Origin of the sequence: Corynebacterium sp. HMSC06D04, from assembly GCF_001807315.1 — a bacterium.
GTDB lineage: Bacteria > Actinomycetota > Actinomycetes > Mycobacteriales > Mycobacteriaceae > Corynebacterium > Corynebacterium simulans.
In genome coordinates this window covers 208,500-228,556 of the sequence record NZ_KV788547.1, presented here as the reverse complement: position 1 = coordinate 228,556, position 20,057 = coordinate 208,500, and the positions used below count along the sequence as shown (strand labels likewise).

Below are 20,057 nucleotides of genomic sequence, written 5' to 3'. Positions count from 1 at the left end.
AGGCCAACGAACTAGGCTAGCTCGACGATCTCCATGTACTCGTCGCTCCACATGTCTTCGTCGCCATCAGGCATGATGATCACGCGCTCCGGCTTTAGGGCCTTAACCGCACCAGGGTCGTGCGTGACCAGGACGACCGCACCGGTGTAAGTGGATAGCGCATCCAGGACCTGTTCGCGCGACTGCGGGTCCAAGTTGTTAGTAGGCTCATCCAGCAGCAAGACGTTTGCGCGCGAGGAAACCAGAGTTGCAAGCGAAAGACGCGTCTTCTCACCACCGGATAAGGTACCGGCGGGTTGCTCCAGCTTGTCGCCGGAGAACATAAAGGCACCGAGGAGGCCACGGAGATCCTGTTGGCCTGCGTCCGGGCAGGCTTCAATGGTGTTCTCCCACACGGTCTTGTTCGGGTCGATGTTGTCGTGCTCCTGCGCGAAGTAGCCGATACGCAGACCATGGCCGGAAACAATGCCGCCCTCACCGTCGGTGCGCTCTACTCCCGCAAGCAGCTTCAGCAACGTGGTCTTACCAGCTCCGTTGTAACCGAGAACAACCACGCGGGAACCCTTGTCAATGGCGAGATCGACGCCAGCAAAGACCTCCAACGAGCCGTACATCTTGGTAAGGCCCTTCGCGTTCATCGGGGTCTTGCCGCACGGCGCCGGCTCCGGGAACTTGATGGAGGCAACCTTATCGGCCACGCGCACCTCATCGAGCTCGTTCATCATGCGATCGGCGCGCGCAAGCATTTGCTTAGCCGCAGCAGCCTTGGTGGCTTTGGCACCCAGCTTCGCCGCCTGTTTCTGCAGGGCGGAAGCCTTCTTCTCCGCATTGGCACGCTCACGGCGGCGACGTGCCTCATCGGTAGCGCGCGCATCCAGGTACTTCTTAAAGCCCATGTTGTAGACGTCTGCTTCAGCGCGCACCGCGTCAAGGAACCATACCTTGTTGCAGACTGCCTCAAGCAGATCCACATCGTGCGAAATCATGATGAGGCCGCCCTCGTGCTTGGACAAGAATCCGCGCAGCCACGTAATGGAGTCAGCATCCAAGTGGTTGGTTGGCTCATCCAGCAGCAAGGTGGTTTGGGACTTACCAGAGCCTGCCGAAGCCGCGAACAATATCTGCGCCAGCTCCACACGCCTGCGCTGACCGCCAGACAGGGTCTTCAACTTCTGGTCGAGGATGCGCTGCGGCAGGCCCAAGTTATCGCAAATCTGCGCGCACTCGGAGTCTGCTTCGTAGCCACCCAACGAGTGGTACTCCTCCTCCAAGCGGGAGTATTTGCGGATGGCTTTGTCACGGAACTTCTCATCCGTGGCAGTCTCCATCAGCTCCTGCTGCTTTGCCATACGGCGCTTGATCTCGTCCAAACCGCGGGCGGAGAGAACGCGCTCACGGGCGGTGATCTCGATATTGCCTTCGCGGGAGTCCTGTGGCAGGTAACCAATGGGGCCGGAACGCGTGACAGACCCGCCATAGGGCTCGGTCTCCCCTGCCAGGATGCGCATGGTGGTCGTCTTGCCCGCACCGTTGCGTCCGACCAGCCCGATGCGGTCGCCCGGCTGCACACGCAGGTGCTGGCCAGGGGCGTCGAGAAGCGTACGTGCGCCCACGCGCACCTCGAAATCATTGGTCACAATCACGAGGAATCAGTCTATCAACCGGCGCTAACAGGTCATAGCTGAGCCAAAACCAGAAAACAAGATAAGTCCCGCGGCCATTCGGCAGCGGGACTTATCAAGATGTGGAAGTTTAAATTGCTCGCCTAGACTGCGAAGCCTAGGGCCTGCAACATTTCGCGGCCTTCCTCGGTGATCATGTTCGGGCCCCATGGCGGCATCCAGACCCAGTTGATCTGGACGGCGTCGGCAAGCTTATTGCCCACAACAGCCGCCTCGACCTGCTCGCCGATGACATCGGTCAGCGGGCACGCCGGCGAGGTCAGCGTCATGTTGATCTTGGCGGTCTCCTTGCCGTCGACGTCCTCGAGCCAGACATCATAGACCAAGCCCAAGTCCACGACGTTGATGCCCAGCTCTGGGTCAATCACGTCGCGCATGTACTCGGTGATATCAAACGCCTTGGCAATCTGCTCCTCGGTCTGCGGTGGACGCTCGCCGCTGCCGGAAAAATTGGCGTTGGAATCCTGATATGGATCTACTGGTTCAGACATTTATTTCTCCAGTTCATTGAGTGCTTCCATGGATGCGGCCTGAAAGGCCTTCCATCCGAGCAAAGCGCATTTGACGCGGGCGGGAAACTTGGCGACGCCGCCGAAAGCAACACCGTCTCCAATGATCTCATCGTCGCCCTCGATTTCTCCGCGGGAGGTGACCATCTTTTCGAACTCGTCGAGCTTCGCGCGCGCTTCATCCAAGGACTTGCCCACGATCTCCTCCGCCATGACGGAGGTGGAGGCCTGCGAGATGGAGCAGCCCTCGGCGTCGTAGGAAACATCCTTTACGGTCTTGCCGTCCTCCGAAAGCTTCACGCGCAAGGTGATCTCGTCACCGCAGGATGGGTTGACGTGGTGAACCTCGGCCTGTCCTTCACGCAAGCCCGCGAATTTCGGGTTCTTATAGTGGTCCAGGATGACGTCCTGATACATCGAATCTAGATTCATTACTCCACTCCAAAGAATTCGCGTGCTGCCTTGACGGCCTCGATGAGCTTATCTACTTCTTCCTCCGTGTTGTAGAGGTAGAAGCTGGCGCGCGCAGTCGAATTGACGTTGCCTGCACGGTGCAGCGGCCACGCGCAGTGATGGCCGGTGCGGATCGCGACGCCGTGGGAATCTAGGACCTGGCCCAGATCGTGCGGGTGCACACCATCGACGACGAACGAGACCGCACCACCGCGGCTTTCGGTATCCTTCGGACCCACGATGTGCAGGCCAGGGATCTGCTGCAGGCCGTCCAGAGCGCGGGCGGTGAGTTTTTGCTCATGCGCATGGATATTGTCCATGCCGATTTCAGACAAGAACTTCACCGCCGCACCAAGACCAACTACTTGGCTGGTCATCTGAGTGCCCGCCTCAAAGCGAGTCGGCGGCGCGGCGAAGGTGGTCTCATCCATCTTCACGATTTCGATCATCGAGCCACCCGTTAGGAAAGGCGGGAGCTTTTCCAGTAGCTCAGCCTTTCCGTACAGGGCACCGATGCCGGTCGGACCACACATCTTGTGGCCTGAGAACGCAGCGAAGTCGACGTCGAGCGCGTGAAAATCCACTGCCATGTGTGGCACGGACTGGCAGGCGTCGAGGACGACCAACGCGCCGACCTCACGGGCGCGGCGCACCAGCTCGTCGACGTCGGCCACCGCGCCGGTGACGTTGGACTGATGGGTGAAAGCCACTACCTTGACGGAATCATCGAGCTCGAGGGAGTCGAGATCGATGCGCCCGTCTTCGGTCATGGAATACCACTTCAGCTGCGCACCGGTGCGCTGACACAGTTCCTGCCATGGCACGAGATTGGCATGGTGCTCCAGCTCGGTAATGACCACGGTGTCGCCCTCGCCTACGTACAGATCGCCTGCGCGTTCGTCGGAAAGCACGTAGGCAACCTCGTTGAGAGCCTCAGTTGCGTTCTTGGTGAAAGCAATCTCATCACGATCAGCGCCCACGAAAGCCGCGATGGCTTGGCGAGCAGACTCGTAAGCGTCGTCCGCCTCCTCCGCCAGCTGATAGGAACCGCGGTGGACCGGAGCATTCGTGCCCAGTACGAACTCCTCCTCCGCCTTCCACACTGGCAGCGGACGCTGGGACGTAGCTCCCGAATCGAGGTACACCAGCGGCTTATCGTCGCGCACGGTGCGGCTCAGGATCGGGAATTGCTCCCTGATGGCAGAAACGTCGAAGTTAGACATTGTCCTTCTTACTTAACGAATTGGTCGTAACCGGACTCTTCAAGCTGGTCAGCCAGCTCAGCGCCGCCGGTCTTGATGACCTGGCCGTTGGCGAAGACGTGGACGAAGTCCGGCTTCACGTAATTGAGGATGCGCTTGTAGTGGGTAATCATCAAGATGCCGCCGTTGGTCTCCTCTTGGAAGCGGTTGATGCCCTCGGAAACAACGCGCAGAGCATCGACGTCCAGGCCGGAGTCGGTCTCATCCATGATTGCGAACTTTGGCTTGAGCAGATCGAGCTGCATAACCTCGTGGCGCTTCTTCTCGCCACCAGAGAAGCCCTCGTTGACGGCACGGTGTGCGAAGGACTTATCGATGGAAAGCTTCTCACGTGCCTCGCTAAGCTCCTTGTTCCATTCGCGCAGCTTCGGAGCCTCGCCGCGCACAGCAGTGACGGCAGAGCGCATGAACTGCGCCATCTTCACGCCCGGAACCTCGGTTGGGTACTGCATGGCCAGGAAGAGGCCAGCACGTGCGCGCTCGTCAACTTCCATCTCAAGGACGTTTTCGCCATCGAGCAGGATCTCGCCCTCGGTTACTTCGTACTTCGGGTGGCCAGCGATGACGTAGGACAAGGTGGACTTGCCGGAGCCATTCGGGCCCATGACGGCGTGGGTCTCACCGGACTTGATGGTCAGGTTGACGCCCTTGAGGATTTCCTTGGCCTCACCGTCCTCCTCGTTCGGGAGGACCTGCGCGTGGAGATTCTTGATTTCCAGGGTAGACATTGAGTTAGACCTGCTTTCGGGGATTGTTTCTAGGCGTTGATTTTTTCGAGCTCGTCAATGACGCGGGTTTCTAGATCCTCGCGCAAGGACTCAACTGGAATGCGGGAGATGACCTCGGAGAAGAAGCCGCGGATGATAAGGCGGCGTGCCTCTGCAGCCGGGATACCGCGGGACATCAGGTAGAACAGCTCGAGGTCGTCGAAGCGGCCAACGGTTGCGGCGTGGCCAGCCCCCACGATTTCGCCGGTCTGGATCTCCAGGTTCGGGATCGCATCGGCGCGAGCACCCTCAGTCAGGATGAGGTTGTTGTTGGTCTCATAGGTATCGGTGTTGGTGGCATCCTTGCGGATCAGTACGTCGCCAACCCAGCAGGTGCGCGCCTCAGCACGGCCAGACTCGGCGGAACCGTCAGCATGGGTTTCACCCTGCAGCGCACCCTTGTAGAACACGCGGGAGCGGCAGTTCGGTACCGAGTGGTCAACGAGCAGGCGGTTCTCGAAGTACTGGCCTGCATCGGCGAAGTAGACGCCGAGCATCTCTGCGTCGCCGCCTGGAGCGGTAAAGGCAACGCGTGGAACGATTCGCACGATTTCGCCGCCGAAGATGGCGGTGTTGTGGCGCAGAACAGAATCTCGACCCATGGAGGCAACCTGGTGGCCCAGGTGTACCGCGTTGTCTTCCCAGTCAGCGTCGACAACAACGGTGACGTTGGCGCCGTCGCCGACGATGAACTCAACGTTGTCAGCGTGGGTGCCGGAACCGACATACTTGAGCACGACGGTGGCCTCTGCATGGTGGCCCACCTGGATGGAGGTTGCACCGAAGGAGGTCACGCCCTCACCCGCGCCAGTGATGGTGATTTCCACTGGCTTATCCAGCTGAGCCTCAGCATCGATGGTGACCAACTGCGCTTCTGGCATGGAAGACCATGCCTGGGCTGCAACGCGGTCTGCAGGAGCACCTGCCTTGCCTAGGCGGGAATCGTCGGCAACGACGGTCTCGGAGCTAACGCCTTCCGGTGCGCTGACAGCAATCTTCTGCGCTACCGCCGGAGCGAACTCGCCGTTGTGCAAGCCACGCAGGTTACGCAGGGCGATAAAACGCCAAACCTCGTCGCGACCGTGCGGTACTGGGAAGTCCTCCACATTGAAAGACGTGAACTGATCGCCCTTGGTGACGTCAGCCGGATTGAATTCGTTAGATGCGACCACTTAGCCCACCGATCCTTCCATCTGCAGTTCAATAAGGCGGTTGAGCTCGAGGGCGTACTCCATCGGAAGCTCCTTCGCGATTGGCTCCACGAAGCCGCGCACGATCATCGCCATTGCCTCCTCTTCCGCGATGCCGCGGGACATGAGGTAGAACAGCTGCTCTTCGGAAACCTGGGACACCGTTGCCTCGTGGCCCAAGGTCACGTGGTCATTACGGATGTCGTTATACGGGTATGTATCGGAACGCGAATTGTTGTCCACGAGCAATGCGTCGCACTCGACGTTCGCGGTGGAGTTGGATGCGTTCGCGTTGACCTGCACCAGGCCGCGGTAAGCCGCGCGGCCACCGTTGCGGGCGACGGATTTAGACACGATGTTGGAGGAGGTACGCGGAGCCATGTGCAGCATCTTGGAACCGGTGTCCTGGACCTGATCCTCGCCAGCGAAAGCCAGAGAGAGAACTTCGCCCTTGGCATGCTCGCCGGTCAGCCAACAAGACGGGTACTTCATGGTGACCTTGGAACCGATGTTGCCATCGACCCATTCCATGGTGCCGCCCTCTTCCACCTTTGCGCGCTGGGTAACCAGGTTGTAGACGTTGGTGGACCAGTTCTGGATCGTGGTGTAGCGGCAACGGCCGCCTTTCTTCACGACGATCTCGATAACGCCGGTGTGCAAAGAATCGGAGTTGTAGATAGGAGCGGTACAACCCTCGATGTAGTGAACATAAGCGTCCTCCTCAACGACGATGAGGGTGCGCTCGAACTGGCCCATGTTCTCGGTGTTGATGCGGAAGTATGCCTGCAGCGGAATATCCACGTGCACGCCCTTTGGAACATAGACAAAGGAGCCGCCGGACCAGCAGGCATTGTTCAGCGCGGAGAATTTATTATCGCCAGCCGGAATGACGGTGCCGAAGTACTCCTGGAGAATTTCCGGGTACTCGCGCACTGCGGTATCGGTATCGACGAAGATAACGCCTTGGGCCTCCAGGTCCTCGCGAATCTTGTGGTAGACAACCTCAGACTCGTACTGCGCAGCAACGCCGGAGACCAGGCGCTTCTTTTCTGCATCCGGGATACCCAGCTTGTCGTAGGTCTCCTTGATATCAGAAGGAAGATCGTCCCAGGTCTGCGCCTGCTTCTCAGTGGAGCGCACGAAGTACTTGATGTTGTCGAAGTCAATAGCGGAGAGATCCGGGCCCCACGTTGGAACCGGCTTCTTGTTAAAGATGCGCAGCGCCTTCAGACGGGATTCCAGCATCCACTCCGGCTCGTTCTTCTTCTCAGAAATATCGCGGACGACGTCCTCGCTGAGTCCTCGGTGAGCTGCCTGGCCCGCTTCGTCGGAATCGTGCCAGCCGTACTCGTAACCACCGATGGAAGAGATGATCTCGTCATCACTCATCTTGGTCTCGAGGCCTGGCGCCGGTTGTGCCTGAGTCATAACCCGCTCCTTTCGTCTAATGCTTTGTTTCCCGGTCTTGGTTAACCGGTGTCAAGGGGATGTTTGTGGTGCAGATTCCATGGCCATCTGCAATAGAAGCCAAGGGCTGCACGTGTTTACCTAACAGGGCAGAAAAGACTTCCTGTTCAGCCTCACATAGTTCCGGATGCTCTGCAGCCACATGGGCGACTGGGCAATGGTGCTGGCAAATCTGCACACCAAAACCGGCACTGTTGACGGTCGCGGCATAGCCATGTTCGTCCAAGACAGCAGCCAACTTTTGGGCCACTTCCTCTACGGACTCATCTTCCCCGATAAGCGGGTGCACGTCCTCAAGGAGCTTTTCAAAGCGGGCCTTTGCAAAACTGCGCACGGCCTCGGCTCCACCTGCCGCCCTTAGGGCGTTCAGGGCATCGGAAGCCAGCGCGTCGTAGGCATGCCCGAATTGTGCACGCCCGCGGTCTGTGAGGCGGAAATGCTTGGCGGGGCGGCCGCGGCCAGCCGCGAGCGACTTACGCTGGACCACCTCCGTGAGCTCTTCTTCCACCAGAATGTCTAAGTGCCGGCGGATACCGGCGGCCGAAAGACCTAGGCGCTCGCCAAGATACGAGGCCGTAACCGGCCCATCCTTAAGGAGGAGAAGCATGACCTGGCGGCGGGTATCGCCTTCAGTGGTCCTGGTCTCCTTTTCTGGGACCATCTGCTACACCTCCCGTCTTGAAAGCGAACGACTATTTTTAGACAACACTAGTGTTCCCTAATTCATTCCCAATTTCCACCAACGCAGGTACCCGGCGTGGCGAGCCCTCACCCCCAAGCCAATTGGCGGCCCGCTAGAGTAAACATTTATGAAACAACGCCTCACTGCTTTCCTCACGGGTATCCGCCAGGATCTCCCGCGTCTTGGCAGTGCGGGATCGCGTTCCGCGCAGCTGCATGCCGATGGAAATAGCGAAGATGCACCCGGCTCCCTGCCCGGCGCACTCTACGACCTTCTGCCAGATGAAGACGCCGCTCGCCCGCGTACCACCATCGCCCAGCTGCGTGCCTTCTTTGTGCTGCGATGGATGGGCACGCTGGGTGCCATCCTCATCGCCGTCGGCGGCCTTGGGGCCGGCGCACTGCCCGTAGTAGGCAACCCCTATGACAACGTGCCCTTCGGCTCATTGATGTCGCGCATGTTGCAATCGGCTTCTGCCCTCGTCTTCTGCGGCGTAGGCCTGATGGTCACCGCATGGGTGCTCATGGCCCCGTTTGTTGGAACGCCTCTCCGCAACACCGAAAGCAATGGCGAGCATTCGCGGCCGCGCCGGTTGGTTACTGAAAGCCAGCTCTGGCGTACCTGGGCTGGTTGGGTTATCCCACTTGTTTTCACTGCGCCCCTTTTTACCCAGGACATTTATTCCTATCTGGCCAACGGCTCCATCGTCACCCAGGGCCTCGACCCATACTCTGGGGGCCCGGTGGAGCTCCTCGGTTCAGCCGATCCTTTGGCTCGCTCGGTCCCCTTCATCTGGGCTAACTCGCCCTCACCTTATGGCCCCGTCGCACTCGGGTTGGCCGGGATAGTCAGCCTGCTCACCGGCAATTCAATCATCTTGGGGGTTATCGCACACCGGCTGCTTTCGCTAGCCGGCATAATCGCCGCCGGCTGGGCCATCTCGCAGTTGGCTATCCGTTGTCGAGTCTCGCCCGAGTCCGCACTGTGGTTGGGCATCCTCAACCCGCTGACCACGTTGCACCTGGTAGGCGGCATCCACAATGAATCGGTCATGTTGGGATTGGCCTTGGTCGGCGTCGAGCTCGGCCTGCGCGGCGTCGACTGCCTAGGCGGCGCTCCGGCGTGGCTGTACTTTTTATGCTCGGGATTGCTCATTTCATGCGCCGGAATGGTCAAGGTTACGGGCTTCATCGGGCTGGGATTCGTTGGAATGGCGCTCGCCCGCGTGCTATTCATCCGCCGCGGATACTCCACCCCACGCGCCATCGGTAGCGCCGTCGCCCTGCAGTTTTTCATCCTGTTGGCCGCAATTGCCCTTGTCACGCTGACTTCCGGAATCGGGCTTGGCTGGATAACCGGGCAAGGCGGCGCAGCATCCATCCGCTCGTGGTTGTCCTCTAGTACTGCAGTCGGCGTCAGTGCTGGCTTCCTCGGAATGCTCTTAGGTTTGGGCGATCACACCGACGCCATCCTCACTTTCACCCGTACCATCGGTGTTATCATCGCAGCCGGTTTCATGCTGCGTATGTTGCTAGCCACATATCGTGGCAGCATCCACCCGGTAGGCGGCCTCGGCATCGCCACCTTGGTGCTGGTCATCTTCTTCCCAGTGGTCCACCCGTGGTACATCCTGTGGGCCGTGCTGCCCTTGGCGGCGTGGGCCAACCGTCTCATCTTCCGGATCACGGTGGTTATATATTCTGCGGCGATGAGTTTCTTCGTGCTCCCTCGCGGCCTTGGCCTACCGCCCGGCACAATCGTGGTCATTTATACCGCAGCTATCGTGACTTATCTCGTGGTCATGGGACTGTGGATGGTGCTATTACGCCGTTCGCGAATCAGTGTCCTAAACTAGGCACTCGTGAATGCAACTTTCGATGGAGCACCAGCGCTAGAGCTCAGCAACGTGGTCAAGTCCTACGGCGATAAACGGGCCGTCGACGGGCTCAGCTTCCGCGTAGAACGCGGCGAGATGCTGTGCCTGCTTGGACCTAACGGCGCCGGCAAAACCACCACCATCGAGATGTGTGAGGGCTTTAAGAAGCCGACGTCGGGAAGCATCCGCGTCTTGGGCCTTAATCCCAGCACCGATCCCGACGCCGTGCGCGAGCGCATCGGCATCATGCTCCAGGGCGGCGGTTCCTACTCTGGCATCCGCGTACGCGAGATGCTACAGCTCAGCGCCAAGTACAGTGCAAACCCGCTCGATCCCGACTGGCTGATTGAACAGCTGGGGCTTAAAGGAGTGGAGAAAAACACTTATCGGCGCCTCTCCGGTGGCCAGCAACAGCGCCTGTCCCTAGCGCTGGCAATCATCGGCCGCCCGGAGTTGGTCTTCCTCGATGAACCAACTGCAGGACTCGACGCCCAATCCCGCTTGGCCGTGTGGGATCTCATCCGCGCGCTCCGCAATGACGGAGTAACCACCGTTCTGACCACCCACCTGATGGACGAGGCCGAGGCTTTGGCTGACCACGTTGTCATCGTGGACCACGGGCACATGGTGGCGCAGGGTACAACGGCAGAGCTCATGGAATCCACGGGCTCACCGCTCATCACTTTCGAGACAGCCACCGAGGTGGACCTTAACGCGCTCAACGCGGCAGGGCTGCCCACTGAGGCCACCCGCCCACTGCATTACCGCGTGGAAACCCCGGCTACCCCAGACGTCATCGCCCGCCTGGCCCAGGAGCTTGCCCAGCAAGGCGTTACCTTACGCAACCTGGACACCACCCACCGCAACCTTGAGGACGTCTTCCTCGACATCACCGGCCGCGAGCTGCGCAGCTAAGGAGTAATCATGACGCGTTTCGAACCGGGAACCTTTCAGCCTCACCCGCAGCGTGCCAGCGTCTGGACCATGGCACGAGCTCAGGGCCTAATCGAGTCCAAACTCATGCTGCGCCACGGTGAGCAGCAACTGCTCAGCATCGTCATTCCCCTAGCCATTTTGATTGGCGCGGCACGGATGGAGCACATTACCGGCCACGGCCTGAAGGAAATATTCCCTATGGTCTTGGCGGTGGCGGCCACAAGCTCCGGCTTTACCGGCCAAGCCATTGCGCTGGCCTTTGACCGCCGCTACGGCGCACTGAAGCGAACTGGCGCCTCCGGCGTCCCGGCCTGGACCATCATCGTGGGCAAGATTGCCGCTGTCTTCTCAATGGTCGCGGTCCAAGTCCTCGTCCTCGGCGGCGTTGCCTTCCTGCTTGGCCTTCGGGCTAGCCTTGGCGGCATCTTGCTGGGGCTTATCACCCTCATCCTGGGCGTGTGCGCCTTCACCGCGCTCGGCCTGCTCCTCGGCGGTACTTTAAGTTCCGAGGTAGTCCTCGCGGTTGCGAACCTCATCTGGTTCATTCTGATGGGAGTCGTGGGCTGGGCCATGTACACCCAAGGCTTGAGCAATGACGGCATCCTTACCGTGGTGCCCACGGTCGCGATGGCAAGCGCGCTTGCCGACGCCCTCAACCACACCCTCCCCTGGCAGGAACTACTCGTGCTCCTCGCCTGGGCCGGCGCCGCCTCCTTCGCAGCGGTGCGCTGGTTCCGCTTCGAGGGCTAATCGCGCACCTGACTGCACCACGCGGGCTTGAACCGTTTGGTGAGGGCCCACATCTGCAAATGGTGAGGTCACCCCGTAACAGCTGTGACCCGAGTATTGCGCTGAGACTGGTGTAGCCTCACCTCACCAAGTCGACCTCACCATTTGGAAACTGCGAAATGCAACCGCGAAAAAGTTCCATTTCTGGCAGCAAATGTGACTTTTATCTTTTTCGCTCCCGCAGGCATTCGGGGTTTCGTTCCGAGCCTGTCCGAGCGGTAGTCTTTTTAACGTGAATTCCGGTAACAAAGTATCTACGTTTTTCCGCGAGGCGACGCCCGCCATCAAGGCGCAGCGTTTCATCGCGATGATTCTGCTTGTCTGCCAAGGCGGCATTACCGTATCCGGCGCCATTGTGCGCGTTACTGGTTCCGGCCTTGGCTGCATCACCTGGCCCGAGTGCCACCCGGGCTCGCTTGTTCCTCTCTCCGGCGCAGCACCGTGGATCCACCAACTCATCGAGTTCGGTAACCGCCTACTTACCTTCGTCGTCACGGCCGCCGCAGTGGCTGCCATCATGGCGATGCATATGGCGCGCCGCCGCACTGAGTTGAAGGTTTACGCGTGGTTGAACTTGGCCGGCATCGTGGTTCAGGCAATCATCGGCGCCATCTCCGTTTTATTGAAGCTCAACTGGTGGGCCGTGGCGCTGCACTTCCTGCCATCGATGGTTCTCGTCTGGTTGGCTGCAATGCTTTACTCCCGCATCCTTGAGCCTGACGACGGCGTGCGTACCCAGATCTTCCCGCAGGCCATCCGCGTGTTGGCCGCGATGGCATCCATTGCCCTCGCCGTGGTTCTCACCACCGGCACCATGGTCACCGGCTCTGGTGTCCACTCTGGCGACGATGGCGTCGGCATGGAAGGGCGCCTCAACGTCGATACCGAGATGATGGCCGTGGCTCATGCGATTTGCATGTACGCCTACCTGATCCTCACCGTCATTGTGGTCTTCATGCTTTACCGCGTTCAAGCACCAGCTTTGGTCAAGAAGGCCGCGTGGATGCTCATCGCCTGCATTCTCATCCAATGGGGTATCGGCGTCGCCCAGTTCTACATGCACATCCCGCGCTGGACGGTGCCAATCCACATCGGCATGTCTTCCGTAGTCACCGCATTCACCGCTCTCCTATGGGCGCATGGTGTTCGCCGCGTCAACGGCACAGCGGGCCTAAAAACTGGCTCCCCAGCAGCCGAAGAAAAATTCGCTGCGCGGCAGGCAGCACTAGCTAAGTAAAGCTCAAAAAGGATATAGACTCCCGAGCCCTCACAGTCTTCCGCGGAACCGCTCCACCTCTTCGAACTGGCCTTGGTGCCGTTCGGTGGAGCGGTTTTCCTGCATGTATGCGAGTAGCTGCGATAGCCTTGAAGCATGTACGCAATTCAGGTCAACCACAAAGGTGGCCCAGAGGTCCTCGAGTATGTAGAGACTTCGGCACCCACGCCTACCGAGGATCAGCTGCTTGTCGACGTAATCGTGGCCGGTGTCAACTACATCGACACCTATTACCGCGAAGGCATCTACAGCGCCACGCCTCCTTTCATCCTCGGCCTCGAGGGCACTGGTCGCGTGGTCCACGATCCAAAGGGCGAAATCGCCGAGGGCACCATGGTGGCTTGGGACCACGCTTTCGGCTCCTATGCGGAGCAAGTATGCGTGCCGCGCGACCGCATCGTTGCGGTCCCCGATGACTTCCCGCCTGAGGTAGCCGGTTCCATGCTCCTGCAGGGAATGACCGCTCATTACCTGGCGAATGGCGTGTACCAGCTCGGCGAGGGCGCCTCCTGCCTTATCACCGCAGGCGCAGGAGGCGTGGGGCTTATCCTCACCCAAATGGCTAAGGCAGCCGGTGCCACGGTTTACACGGTGGTCTCGACCGATGAAAAGGAAGCCTTGTCATACGAGGCTGGCGCTGACCAAGTGTTCCGCTACGGCGAAGGTCTTGCTGAGCAGGTTCGCCGCTTCAACGGTGGTTTCGGTGTGGACGTTGTCTACGACGGCGTCGGCAAGGATACCTTCATGGAGTCGCTCGAAGTGGTGCGCCCACGCGGCACCGTGGCACTTTTTGGCGCGGCCTCCGGTCCGGTTCCTCCGATGGATCCACAGCTGCTCAACAAGCACGGCTCGATCTTTTTGACTCGGCCTTCTCTGGGTGCATGGACCTCCCAAGAAGGCGAGTTCCAAATGCGCGCCCAAGCAGTCGTTCAGGCGGTAACCGACGGCGACGTAGTCTTCAACGTCTCAGCGTCCTACCCACTTGCAGAAGCAGCACAGGCCCATCGCGATCTCCAAGAGCGCAAGACCACCGGTTCTATCGTCTTAAGAGTGCGCGAGGATAACTAGGCTAGTTTATTGCCGCTTGTTCTAGTTCACCTTCTGGCCCACCAAGTTGGCTGATTGTGTTAGAACCAGGCCGTCGACCAGCCAAGCATGCTGCCGATGGATTCCCAGCCCAGCACGGCGTCGATAGATAGGCCGATGAACAAGACCGACAGGTAGTTGTTGGAGTAGATGAACAAGCGCATGGGCTTGACCTTTTCGCCCTGCTTGACGCCGCGGTGGAGTGCAATGGCAATCCACAAGAAGACGGCGCCGGAACCAACTGCAGCCACCAAGTAGATCCACGAGGCAGCAGGGATGATCAGGAAGGTCACGATGAGCGTACCGACTGTGTACCAGACAATCTGGCGGGTTACCTCGACCTCAGGGGCGACTACCGGAAGCATCGGAACGCCTGCCTTGCGGTAGTCCTCCTTGTACTTCATTGCCAGTGCCCACGTATGTGGCGGTGTCCAAAAGAAGATAATAAGGAACAGCACGATGGCCTGCCACCACTTATCGGGCTCACCAGCAGGGGCATTGTCACGGATTACTGCCCAACCCACCATCGCCGGCATACAGCCAGCGAGGCCGCCCCAGACGATGTTTTGGGAATTGCGCATCTTCAAAAACTTCGTATAGACGAAGACATAGAAGAAGTTAGTCAGGATGACGAAGAACGCTGCCAGCCAGGAGTGCGCCAGAACGCCCAGCCAGAAGACCGAAAGCGCCAACATCACCCACGCAAAGATGGCAGCATTGCGGCGCGAGATACTCGCACGCACGAGCGGCCTGGCGCGGGTGCGCTGCATTTTCTGGTCAATCTCATAGTCCACCACATTGTTGAAGGTGTGGGCAGCCGCAGCGCCCATCCAGCCGCCGAAGATGGTGGAAAGGATTAGCCAGAAGTTATCCGTGACGGATTCAACACCACGCTGCGCTTGGAGCATCGCCGGAATTGCAGCGACTAGCAAAAGCTCAATGATCCTCGGCTTCGTCAGCGCAAAATAGGCCTTTAACGTCTCCAAGGAATATTCCTCCAGTATCTGGCGCGGGGTAACTTTTTGTGGCCGCCTGGTTATGGCCGCAAATTAGTTGTCGGCTTCGGGGGTTAGAAAGTTCCCCCGCCTTTAACCAAGGCTTCTTAACCATGCCAGCCTACAGTTTCTTGGACCGTTTTAGATAATCCACCACAATCCGTGACAATCCACCACCCGTTAATCAAAACATCTAGACTTGAGGGGTCAATAATCAACCGATCCACAAAGTAAGGGGCGTCCCCAGTGTCGCAAGAAAAGCTGACCCCAGAGTTGCAAGCCATGGTCGAGCGCCGTTATCCGGCTGACTGGACTGATGTGGATACTCGCGCGGTCGACACCGTCCGCGTTCTCGCAGCAGATGCTGTCCAAAAGTGCGGGTCTGGGCACCCAGGCACCGCGATGTCCCTGGCACCGCTGGCTTATACCCTGTACCAGCGCGTCATCAATCATGACCCGAACGATGTGAAGTGGGCCGGCCGCGACCGTTTCGTTCTTTCTGTTGGTCACTCCTCGCTGACGCAGTACATCCAGCTTTACTTGGGCGGCTTCGGCTTGGAGCTGGACGACCTCAAATCTCTACGTACCTGGGGTTCGCTGACGCCAGGCCACCCGGAGGTCAACCACACCGACGGCGTGGAGATTACCACCGGCCCGCTCGGCCAGGGTTTGGCTTCCGCAGTCGGCATGGCCATGGCGGCCCGCAAGGAACGCGGGCTTTTCGACGCCGCAGCCCCGGCCGGCGAGTCCCCGTTCGATCACTTCGTTTACGTCATCTCCTCTGATGGCGACCTGCAAGAAGGCGTTACCGCCGAGGCTTCCTCGCTGGCGGGCACCCAGAAGCTGGGCAACCTCATCGTCTTCTGGGATGACAACCGCATCTCCATCGAGGACGATACGAACATCGCCTTCAACGAGGACGTCGTCGCGCGCTACGAGGCCTACGGCTGGCACGTCCAGACCGTCGAGTCCGGTGAAGACGTCGAGGCGCTCGAGGCCGCTGCACAGGCCGCCCGCGAGGAAACCGAGCGCCCATCTTTCATCCGCGTGAAGACCGTCATCGGTTACCCGGCACCAAACAAAATGAACACCGGCGGCGTGCACGGCGCTGCGCTGGGTGATGAAGAGGTTACCGCCACCAAGGAAGTTCTGGGCTTCGATCCAGAAAAGACTTTCGAGGTCTCCGACGAGGTAATAGCCCACACCCGCAAGCTGCGTGAGCGCGGCGCCGAGGCGCACGCTAAGTGGCAGGAAAAGTTCGACGCTTGGGCTGCCGCAAACCCAGAGGGCAAGGCGCTCTTTGACCGCATGCAGGCACGTAAGCTGCCGGAGAACTTCGCAGCAGAATTACCGGAATGGGATGAGGGCGATTCCATCGCTACCCGAAAGGCCTCTGAGGCCACCATCCAGGCACTGGCTGCTGCAGTTCCGGAGATGTGGGGCGGTTCCGCCGACCTGGCTGGTTCCAACAACACCGTCATCAAGGGCGCCCACTCCTTCGGCCCTGAGTCCATCACCACCGGCGCTTGGGATGCTAAGCCTTACGGCCGCAACCTCCACTTCGGTATCCGCGAGCACGCGATGTCCGCAATCATGAACGGCATCGCGCTGCACGGCAACACCCGCGTTTACGGCGGCACCTTCCTGATCTTCTCCGAGTATCAGTATCCGGCCGTCCGTCTCGGTGCCTTGATGTCCACCGATACCTACTACGTCTGGACCCACGACTCCATTGGCTTGGGCGAGGATGGCCCAACCCACCAGCCGGTCGAGACCTTGGCCGCCCTGCGCGCTATCCCGAATCTCTCGGTCATCCGCCCAGCCGACGCCAACGAGACTGCTCAGGCTTGGGCCGCCGCCTTCGAGTACAAGGCAGCTCCAAAGGGCCTTGCGCTTTCCCGCCAGAACCTGCCAGTGCTTGCCGGCACCAAGGAAAAGGCAGCCGAGGGCGTACGTCGTGGCGCCTACGTCCTGGTAGAAGCATCCAAACAGGCCCCAGACGTCATCCTGCTGGCCACCGGCTCCGAGGTGCAGCTGGCCGTCGAGGCTGCAAAGCAGCTCGAAGCAGAAGGCACCGCCACCCGCGTTGTCTCTGCGCCATGCCTGGAATGGTTCGACGAGCAGGACGATGCCTACCGCGAGTCCGTGCTGCCTTCCGCAGTCCGCGCCCGCGTCTCCGTCGAGGCTGCTCTCGCAATGCCTTGGTACAAGTACACCGGCACCTTCGGCCGCAATGTCTCCCTCGAGCACTTCGGCGCTTCTGCCCCAGCCGGCGAGCTCTTCGAGAAGTTTGGCATCACCACCGAAGCCGTAGTCAACGCCGCCCACGAATCCATCACCGCTAGCAAGTAAGGAAAACATGTCGCATATTGATGAACTCGCTCAACTCGGTACCTCTACCTGGTTGGACGATCTTTCCCGCGAGCGCCTAGACTCCGGCAAACTCGAGGAGATCATCTCCTCCAAGTCCATCGTGGGTGTCACCACAAACCCGGCCATCTTCGCCGCTGCGATGTCCAAGGGCACCGCTTACGATGCCGCGATTGCGCAGCTTAAGGAAGAGGGAGCAAAGGCTGACGACGCCGTCTATGCCCTTGCCATCGAGGATGTCGCCCGCGCATGCGATATGTTCGCAGGAATCTACGAGGCATCTTTAGGTCGCGACGGGCGCGTTTCCATCGAGGTCGATCCCCGCATTTCCGCCAATGCCGAGGCCACCATCCAGCAGGCACGCGAGCTATGGGCGCGCGTTAACCGTCCGAACCTGATGATCAAGATTCCGGCCACCGAGGGTTCCCTTCCGGCCATCGCTGACGCGCTTGCCGACGGCATCTCCGTCAACGTCACCTTGATCTTCTCCGTCGAGCGCTACGGTGAAGTCATCGACACCTTCAAGAAGGGCCTGCGCCGCGCCGAGAAGGCCGGCCACGACGTTTCCAAGATTCACTCCGTGGCTTCCTTCTTCGTCTCCCGTTTGGACAGCGAAGTCGACAAGCGCCTCGAGGCAATCGGAAGCGATGCTGCCTTGGCAGCGCGCGGCAAGGCGGGCGTCGCCAATGCCCAGCGCGCCTACGCCCTGTTCAAGAAGGAGCTGCTGGAGGCAGACGATCTTCCCGCAGGCGCGAATGTGCAGCGCCCGCTGTGGGCGTCGACGGGCGTTAAAAACGCCGACTACCCCGCTACCTTGTACGTTTCCGAGTTGGCTGGCCCGCACACGGTCAACACCATGCCGGAAAAAACTATCGACGCAGTGCTAGCAGAAGGCAACTTGCACGGTGATACCCTAAGCGATTCCACCGAGCAGGCAGAAGCCGTCTTCACCGAGCTGGCAGAACTCGGTATCGACTTCGACGATGTCTTCGCAGTCCTGGAAAAAGAGGGCGTCGATAAGTTCGTCGCCGCTTGGGAAGAACTTCTGGAATCGATGGCCGCTCGCCTGTAGCTGCGGCCGCCTCTTTGGCCGCGCGCCCCGCTGACTAACCTCGGCGGGGCGCTTGTCGCTAGAATGTGTCGCTGGAGAATTAAATTGGGAAAGGAACCCCCTGTGACGGAAACGAGCGCCTGGGTAAATCCACTGCGCAACGCGAAGGACAAGCGCCTACCGCGCATCGCCGGTCCCTCGGGCATGGTGATTTTCGGTGTAACCGGTGACCTCGCTTATAAGAAACTGCTACCCGCCATTTACGACCTTGCACACCGCGGCCTCCTGCCCGCTGGTTTCACCTTGGTGGGCTATGGCCGCCGTGACTGGAACAAACAAGAGTTCTGCGACTACGTGATGGGCGCAGTCAAGGCAGGCGCCCGTACCAAGTTCAACGAGCACGTCTGGCAGCACCTGGCGCAGGGCATCGAGTTCGTGCACGGAGCTTTTGATGACGCCGGCTTCGACGCCCTGTCCGCACGCTTGGCGGAGCTAGATTCCTCCCGCGGTACCGGCGGCAACTGGGCTTATTATCTTTCTGTTCCACCGGAGTTCTTCTCCAGCATCTGCCACCAGCTTGAGCGCGTTGGCATGGCCAACAGCGCTGACGATTCTTGGCGCCGCGTCATCATTGAAAAGCCTTTCGGCCACGACCAAGCATCTGCTCGTGAACTCAATGAGATTGTCAACGCGGTCTTTCCGGAGTCTTCCGTCTTCCGCATTGACCACTACCTTGGCAAGGAAACCGTCCAGAACATTATGGCGCTGCGCTTTGCCAACCAGATCTTCGAGCCGATGTGGAATGCGCACTACATCGACCATGTGCAGATCACTATGGCAGAGGACATCGGCTTGGGAGGCCGCGCCGGTTACTATGACGGCATCGGCGCCGCCCGCGACGTCATCCAGAACCACCTGTTGCAGCTGCTCGCCCTCGTAGCTATGGAAGAGCCTTCTTCCTTTGAACCGGAGGCACTGCAGGCGGAAAAGACCAAGGTCTTGCGCGCGACCCAGCCGGTTCACCCGTTGAACAAGACCACTGCCCGCGGCCAGTATTCTGCAGGTTGGCAGGGCTCCGAGTACGTGCGGGGCCTGCGTGAGGAGGACGGATTCGATCCTGCTTCTACCACTGAGACCTATGCAGCTTGCACCCTTGAGGTCAACTCCCGTCGCTGGGCCGGTGTGCCTTTCTACCTGCGCACCGGCAAACGCCTCGGCCGCCGCGTCACCGAGATCGCACTGGTATTCAAGACCGCCCCGCACCAGCCGTTCAACAACGGTCAGGCAGAGTCTCTCGGCCAGAATGCCGTGGTCATTCGCGTCCAACCAGACGAGGGCGTAACAATGCGCTTCGGTTCAAAGGTGCCGGGTTCCACCATGGAAGTCCGCGATGTCAACATGGACTTCGCCTACGCAGAGGCCTTCACCGAGGAATCTCCTGAGGCTTATGAGCGCCTCATCCTCGATGCTTTGCTCGACGAGTCCTCGCTTTTCCCGACCAACGAGGAAGTCGAGCTCTCCTGGTCCATCCTCGACCCAATTCTTGACTATTGGGCCAAGGCCGGGCAGCCAGAAGAATACCCAGCGGGCACTTGGGGCCCTGAATCCGCCAACACGATGCTGCGCCGCCGGGGCCATACCTGGCGTCGCCCTTAAGGAGGCTACA

General features: G+C 59.9%; 17 protein-coding genes. 8 read left to right on the top strand and 9 right to left on the bottom strand.

Annotated features, from left to right (window positions below):
• Positions 1 to 11: 11 nt before the first annotated feature.
• From HMPREF3155_RS06895 to HMPREF3155_RS06860, 8 genes are all read right to left on the bottom strand, one after another.
• A complete protein-coding gene (locus HMPREF3155_RS06895; RefSeq protein WP_061922386.1) occupies positions 12 to 1,643 on the bottom strand; it encodes an ABC-F family ATP-binding cassette domain-containing protein in 1,632 nt (543 codons plus the stop codon).
• Positions 1,644 to 1,765: 122 nt separating this feature from the next.
• Entirely contained in the window at positions 1,766 to 2,173 is a 408-nt protein-coding gene (locus tag HMPREF3155_RS06890) for a metal-sulfur cluster assembly factor (RefSeq protein ID WP_061922383.1), read from the bottom strand.
• Positions 2,174 to 2,623: a Fe-S cluster assembly sulfur transfer protein SufU gene (gene sufU / locus HMPREF3155_RS06885; RefSeq protein ID WP_061922380.1), complete on the bottom strand. Its 450-nt coding sequence runs from the start codon at positions 2,621 to 2,623 to the stop codon at positions 2,174 to 2,176.
• On the bottom strand, positions 2,623 to 3,867 hold the full coding sequence (locus HMPREF3155_RS06880) for an aminotransferase class V-fold PLP-dependent enzyme (protein WP_061922377.1): 1,245 nt from the start codon (positions 3,865 to 3,867) through the stop codon (positions 2,623 to 2,625). Before HMPREF3155_RS06880 ends, sufU begins: the two co-directional genes overlap by 1 nt.
• A gap of 8 nt (positions 3,868 to 3,875) precedes the next feature.
• Positions 3,876 to 4,634, bottom strand: a complete 759-nt coding sequence (gene sufC / locus HMPREF3155_RS06875; protein WP_061922373.1) for a Fe-S cluster assembly ATPase SufC — start codon at positions 4,632 to 4,634, stop codon at positions 3,876 to 3,878.
• Between the two features lie 29 nt (positions 4,635 to 4,663).
• The gene (sufD, locus tag HMPREF3155_RS06870) at positions 4,664 to 5,845 is read right to left on the bottom strand and encodes a Fe-S cluster assembly protein SufD (RefSeq protein WP_070432912.1); all 1,182 of its coding nucleotides are present in this window, start codon (positions 5,843 to 5,845) and stop codon (positions 4,664 to 4,666) included.
• Positions 5,846 to 7,291 (bottom strand): Fe-S cluster assembly protein SufB, encoded by a 1,446-nt coding sequence (gene sufB / locus HMPREF3155_RS06865; RefSeq protein WP_061922366.1) that lies wholly within the window; start codon positions 7,289 to 7,291, stop codon positions 5,846 to 5,848. It lies immediately after the preceding gene.
• Positions 7,292 to 7,307: 16 nt separating this feature from the next.
• Positions 7,308 to 7,991 (bottom strand): helix-turn-helix transcriptional regulator, encoded by a 684-nt coding sequence (locus tag HMPREF3155_RS06860; RefSeq protein ID WP_061922363.1) that lies wholly within the window; start codon positions 7,989 to 7,991, stop codon positions 7,308 to 7,310.
• Positions 7,992 to 8,139: 148 nt separating this feature from the next.
• Here HMPREF3155_RS06860 and mptB point away from each other — a divergent pair, with 148 nt between their 5' ends.
• The 5 genes from mptB to HMPREF3155_RS06835 all read left to right on the top strand — a co-directional run bounded on the left by mptB (position 8,140) and on the right by HMPREF3155_RS06835 (position 13,957).
• On the top strand, positions 8,140 to 9,867 hold the full coding sequence (gene mptB, locus HMPREF3155_RS06855; protein WP_070432911.1) for a polyprenol phosphomannose-dependent alpha 1,6 mannosyltransferase MptB: 1,728 nt from the start codon (positions 8,140 to 8,142) through the stop codon (positions 9,865 to 9,867).
• Positions 9,868 to 9,873: 6 nt separating this feature from the next.
• The gene (locus HMPREF3155_RS06850; RefSeq protein WP_061922357.1) at positions 9,874 to 10,803 is read left to right on the top strand and encodes an ABC transporter ATP-binding protein; all 930 of its coding nucleotides are present in this window, start codon (positions 9,874 to 9,876) and stop codon (positions 10,801 to 10,803) included.
• A 9-nt stretch (positions 10,804 to 10,812) separates the two neighbouring features.
• A complete protein-coding gene (locus HMPREF3155_RS06845; RefSeq protein WP_061922353.1) occupies positions 10,813 to 11,574 on the top strand; it encodes an ABC transporter permease in 762 nt (253 codons plus the stop codon).
• A gap of 271 nt (positions 11,575 to 11,845) precedes the next feature.
• On the top strand, positions 11,846 to 12,850 hold the full coding sequence (locus HMPREF3155_RS06840; RefSeq protein ID WP_061922350.1) for a COX15/CtaA family protein: 1,005 nt from the start codon (positions 11,846 to 11,848) through the stop codon (positions 12,848 to 12,850).
• Positions 12,851 to 12,985: 135 nt separating this feature from the next.
• Positions 12,986 to 13,957 (top strand): quinone oxidoreductase family protein, encoded by a 972-nt coding sequence (locus HMPREF3155_RS06835; protein ID WP_061922346.1) that lies wholly within the window; start codon positions 12,986 to 12,988, stop codon positions 13,955 to 13,957.
• A 59-nt stretch (positions 13,958 to 14,016) separates the two neighbouring features.
• Here HMPREF3155_RS06835 and HMPREF3155_RS06830 read toward each other — a convergent pair whose 3' ends face one another.
• Positions 14,017 to 14,976 (bottom strand): heme o synthase, encoded by a 960-nt coding sequence (locus HMPREF3155_RS06830; RefSeq protein WP_275437049.1) that lies wholly within the window; start codon positions 14,974 to 14,976, stop codon positions 14,017 to 14,019.
• Positions 14,977 to 15,252: 276 nt separating this feature from the next.
• Between HMPREF3155_RS06830 and tkt the strand changes: the two genes are divergently transcribed.
• From tkt to zwf, 3 genes are all read left to right on the top strand, one after another.
• Entirely contained in the window at positions 15,253 to 17,322 is a 2,070-nt protein-coding gene (gene tkt / locus HMPREF3155_RS06825) for a transketolase (protein WP_179294377.1), read from the top strand.
• Positions 17,323 to 17,329: 7 nt separating this feature from the next.
• The gene (gene tal / locus HMPREF3155_RS06820; RefSeq protein WP_062040902.1) at positions 17,330 to 18,412 is read left to right on the top strand and encodes a transaldolase; all 1,083 of its coding nucleotides are present in this window, start codon (positions 17,330 to 17,332) and stop codon (positions 18,410 to 18,412) included.
• A gap of 102 nt (positions 18,413 to 18,514) precedes the next feature.
• Positions 18,515 to 20,047: a glucose-6-phosphate dehydrogenase gene (gene zwf, locus HMPREF3155_RS06815; RefSeq protein ID WP_141748358.1), complete on the top strand. Its 1,533-nt coding sequence runs from the start codon at positions 18,515 to 18,517 to the stop codon at positions 20,045 to 20,047.
• Positions 20,048 to 20,057 lie beyond the last annotated feature (10 nt).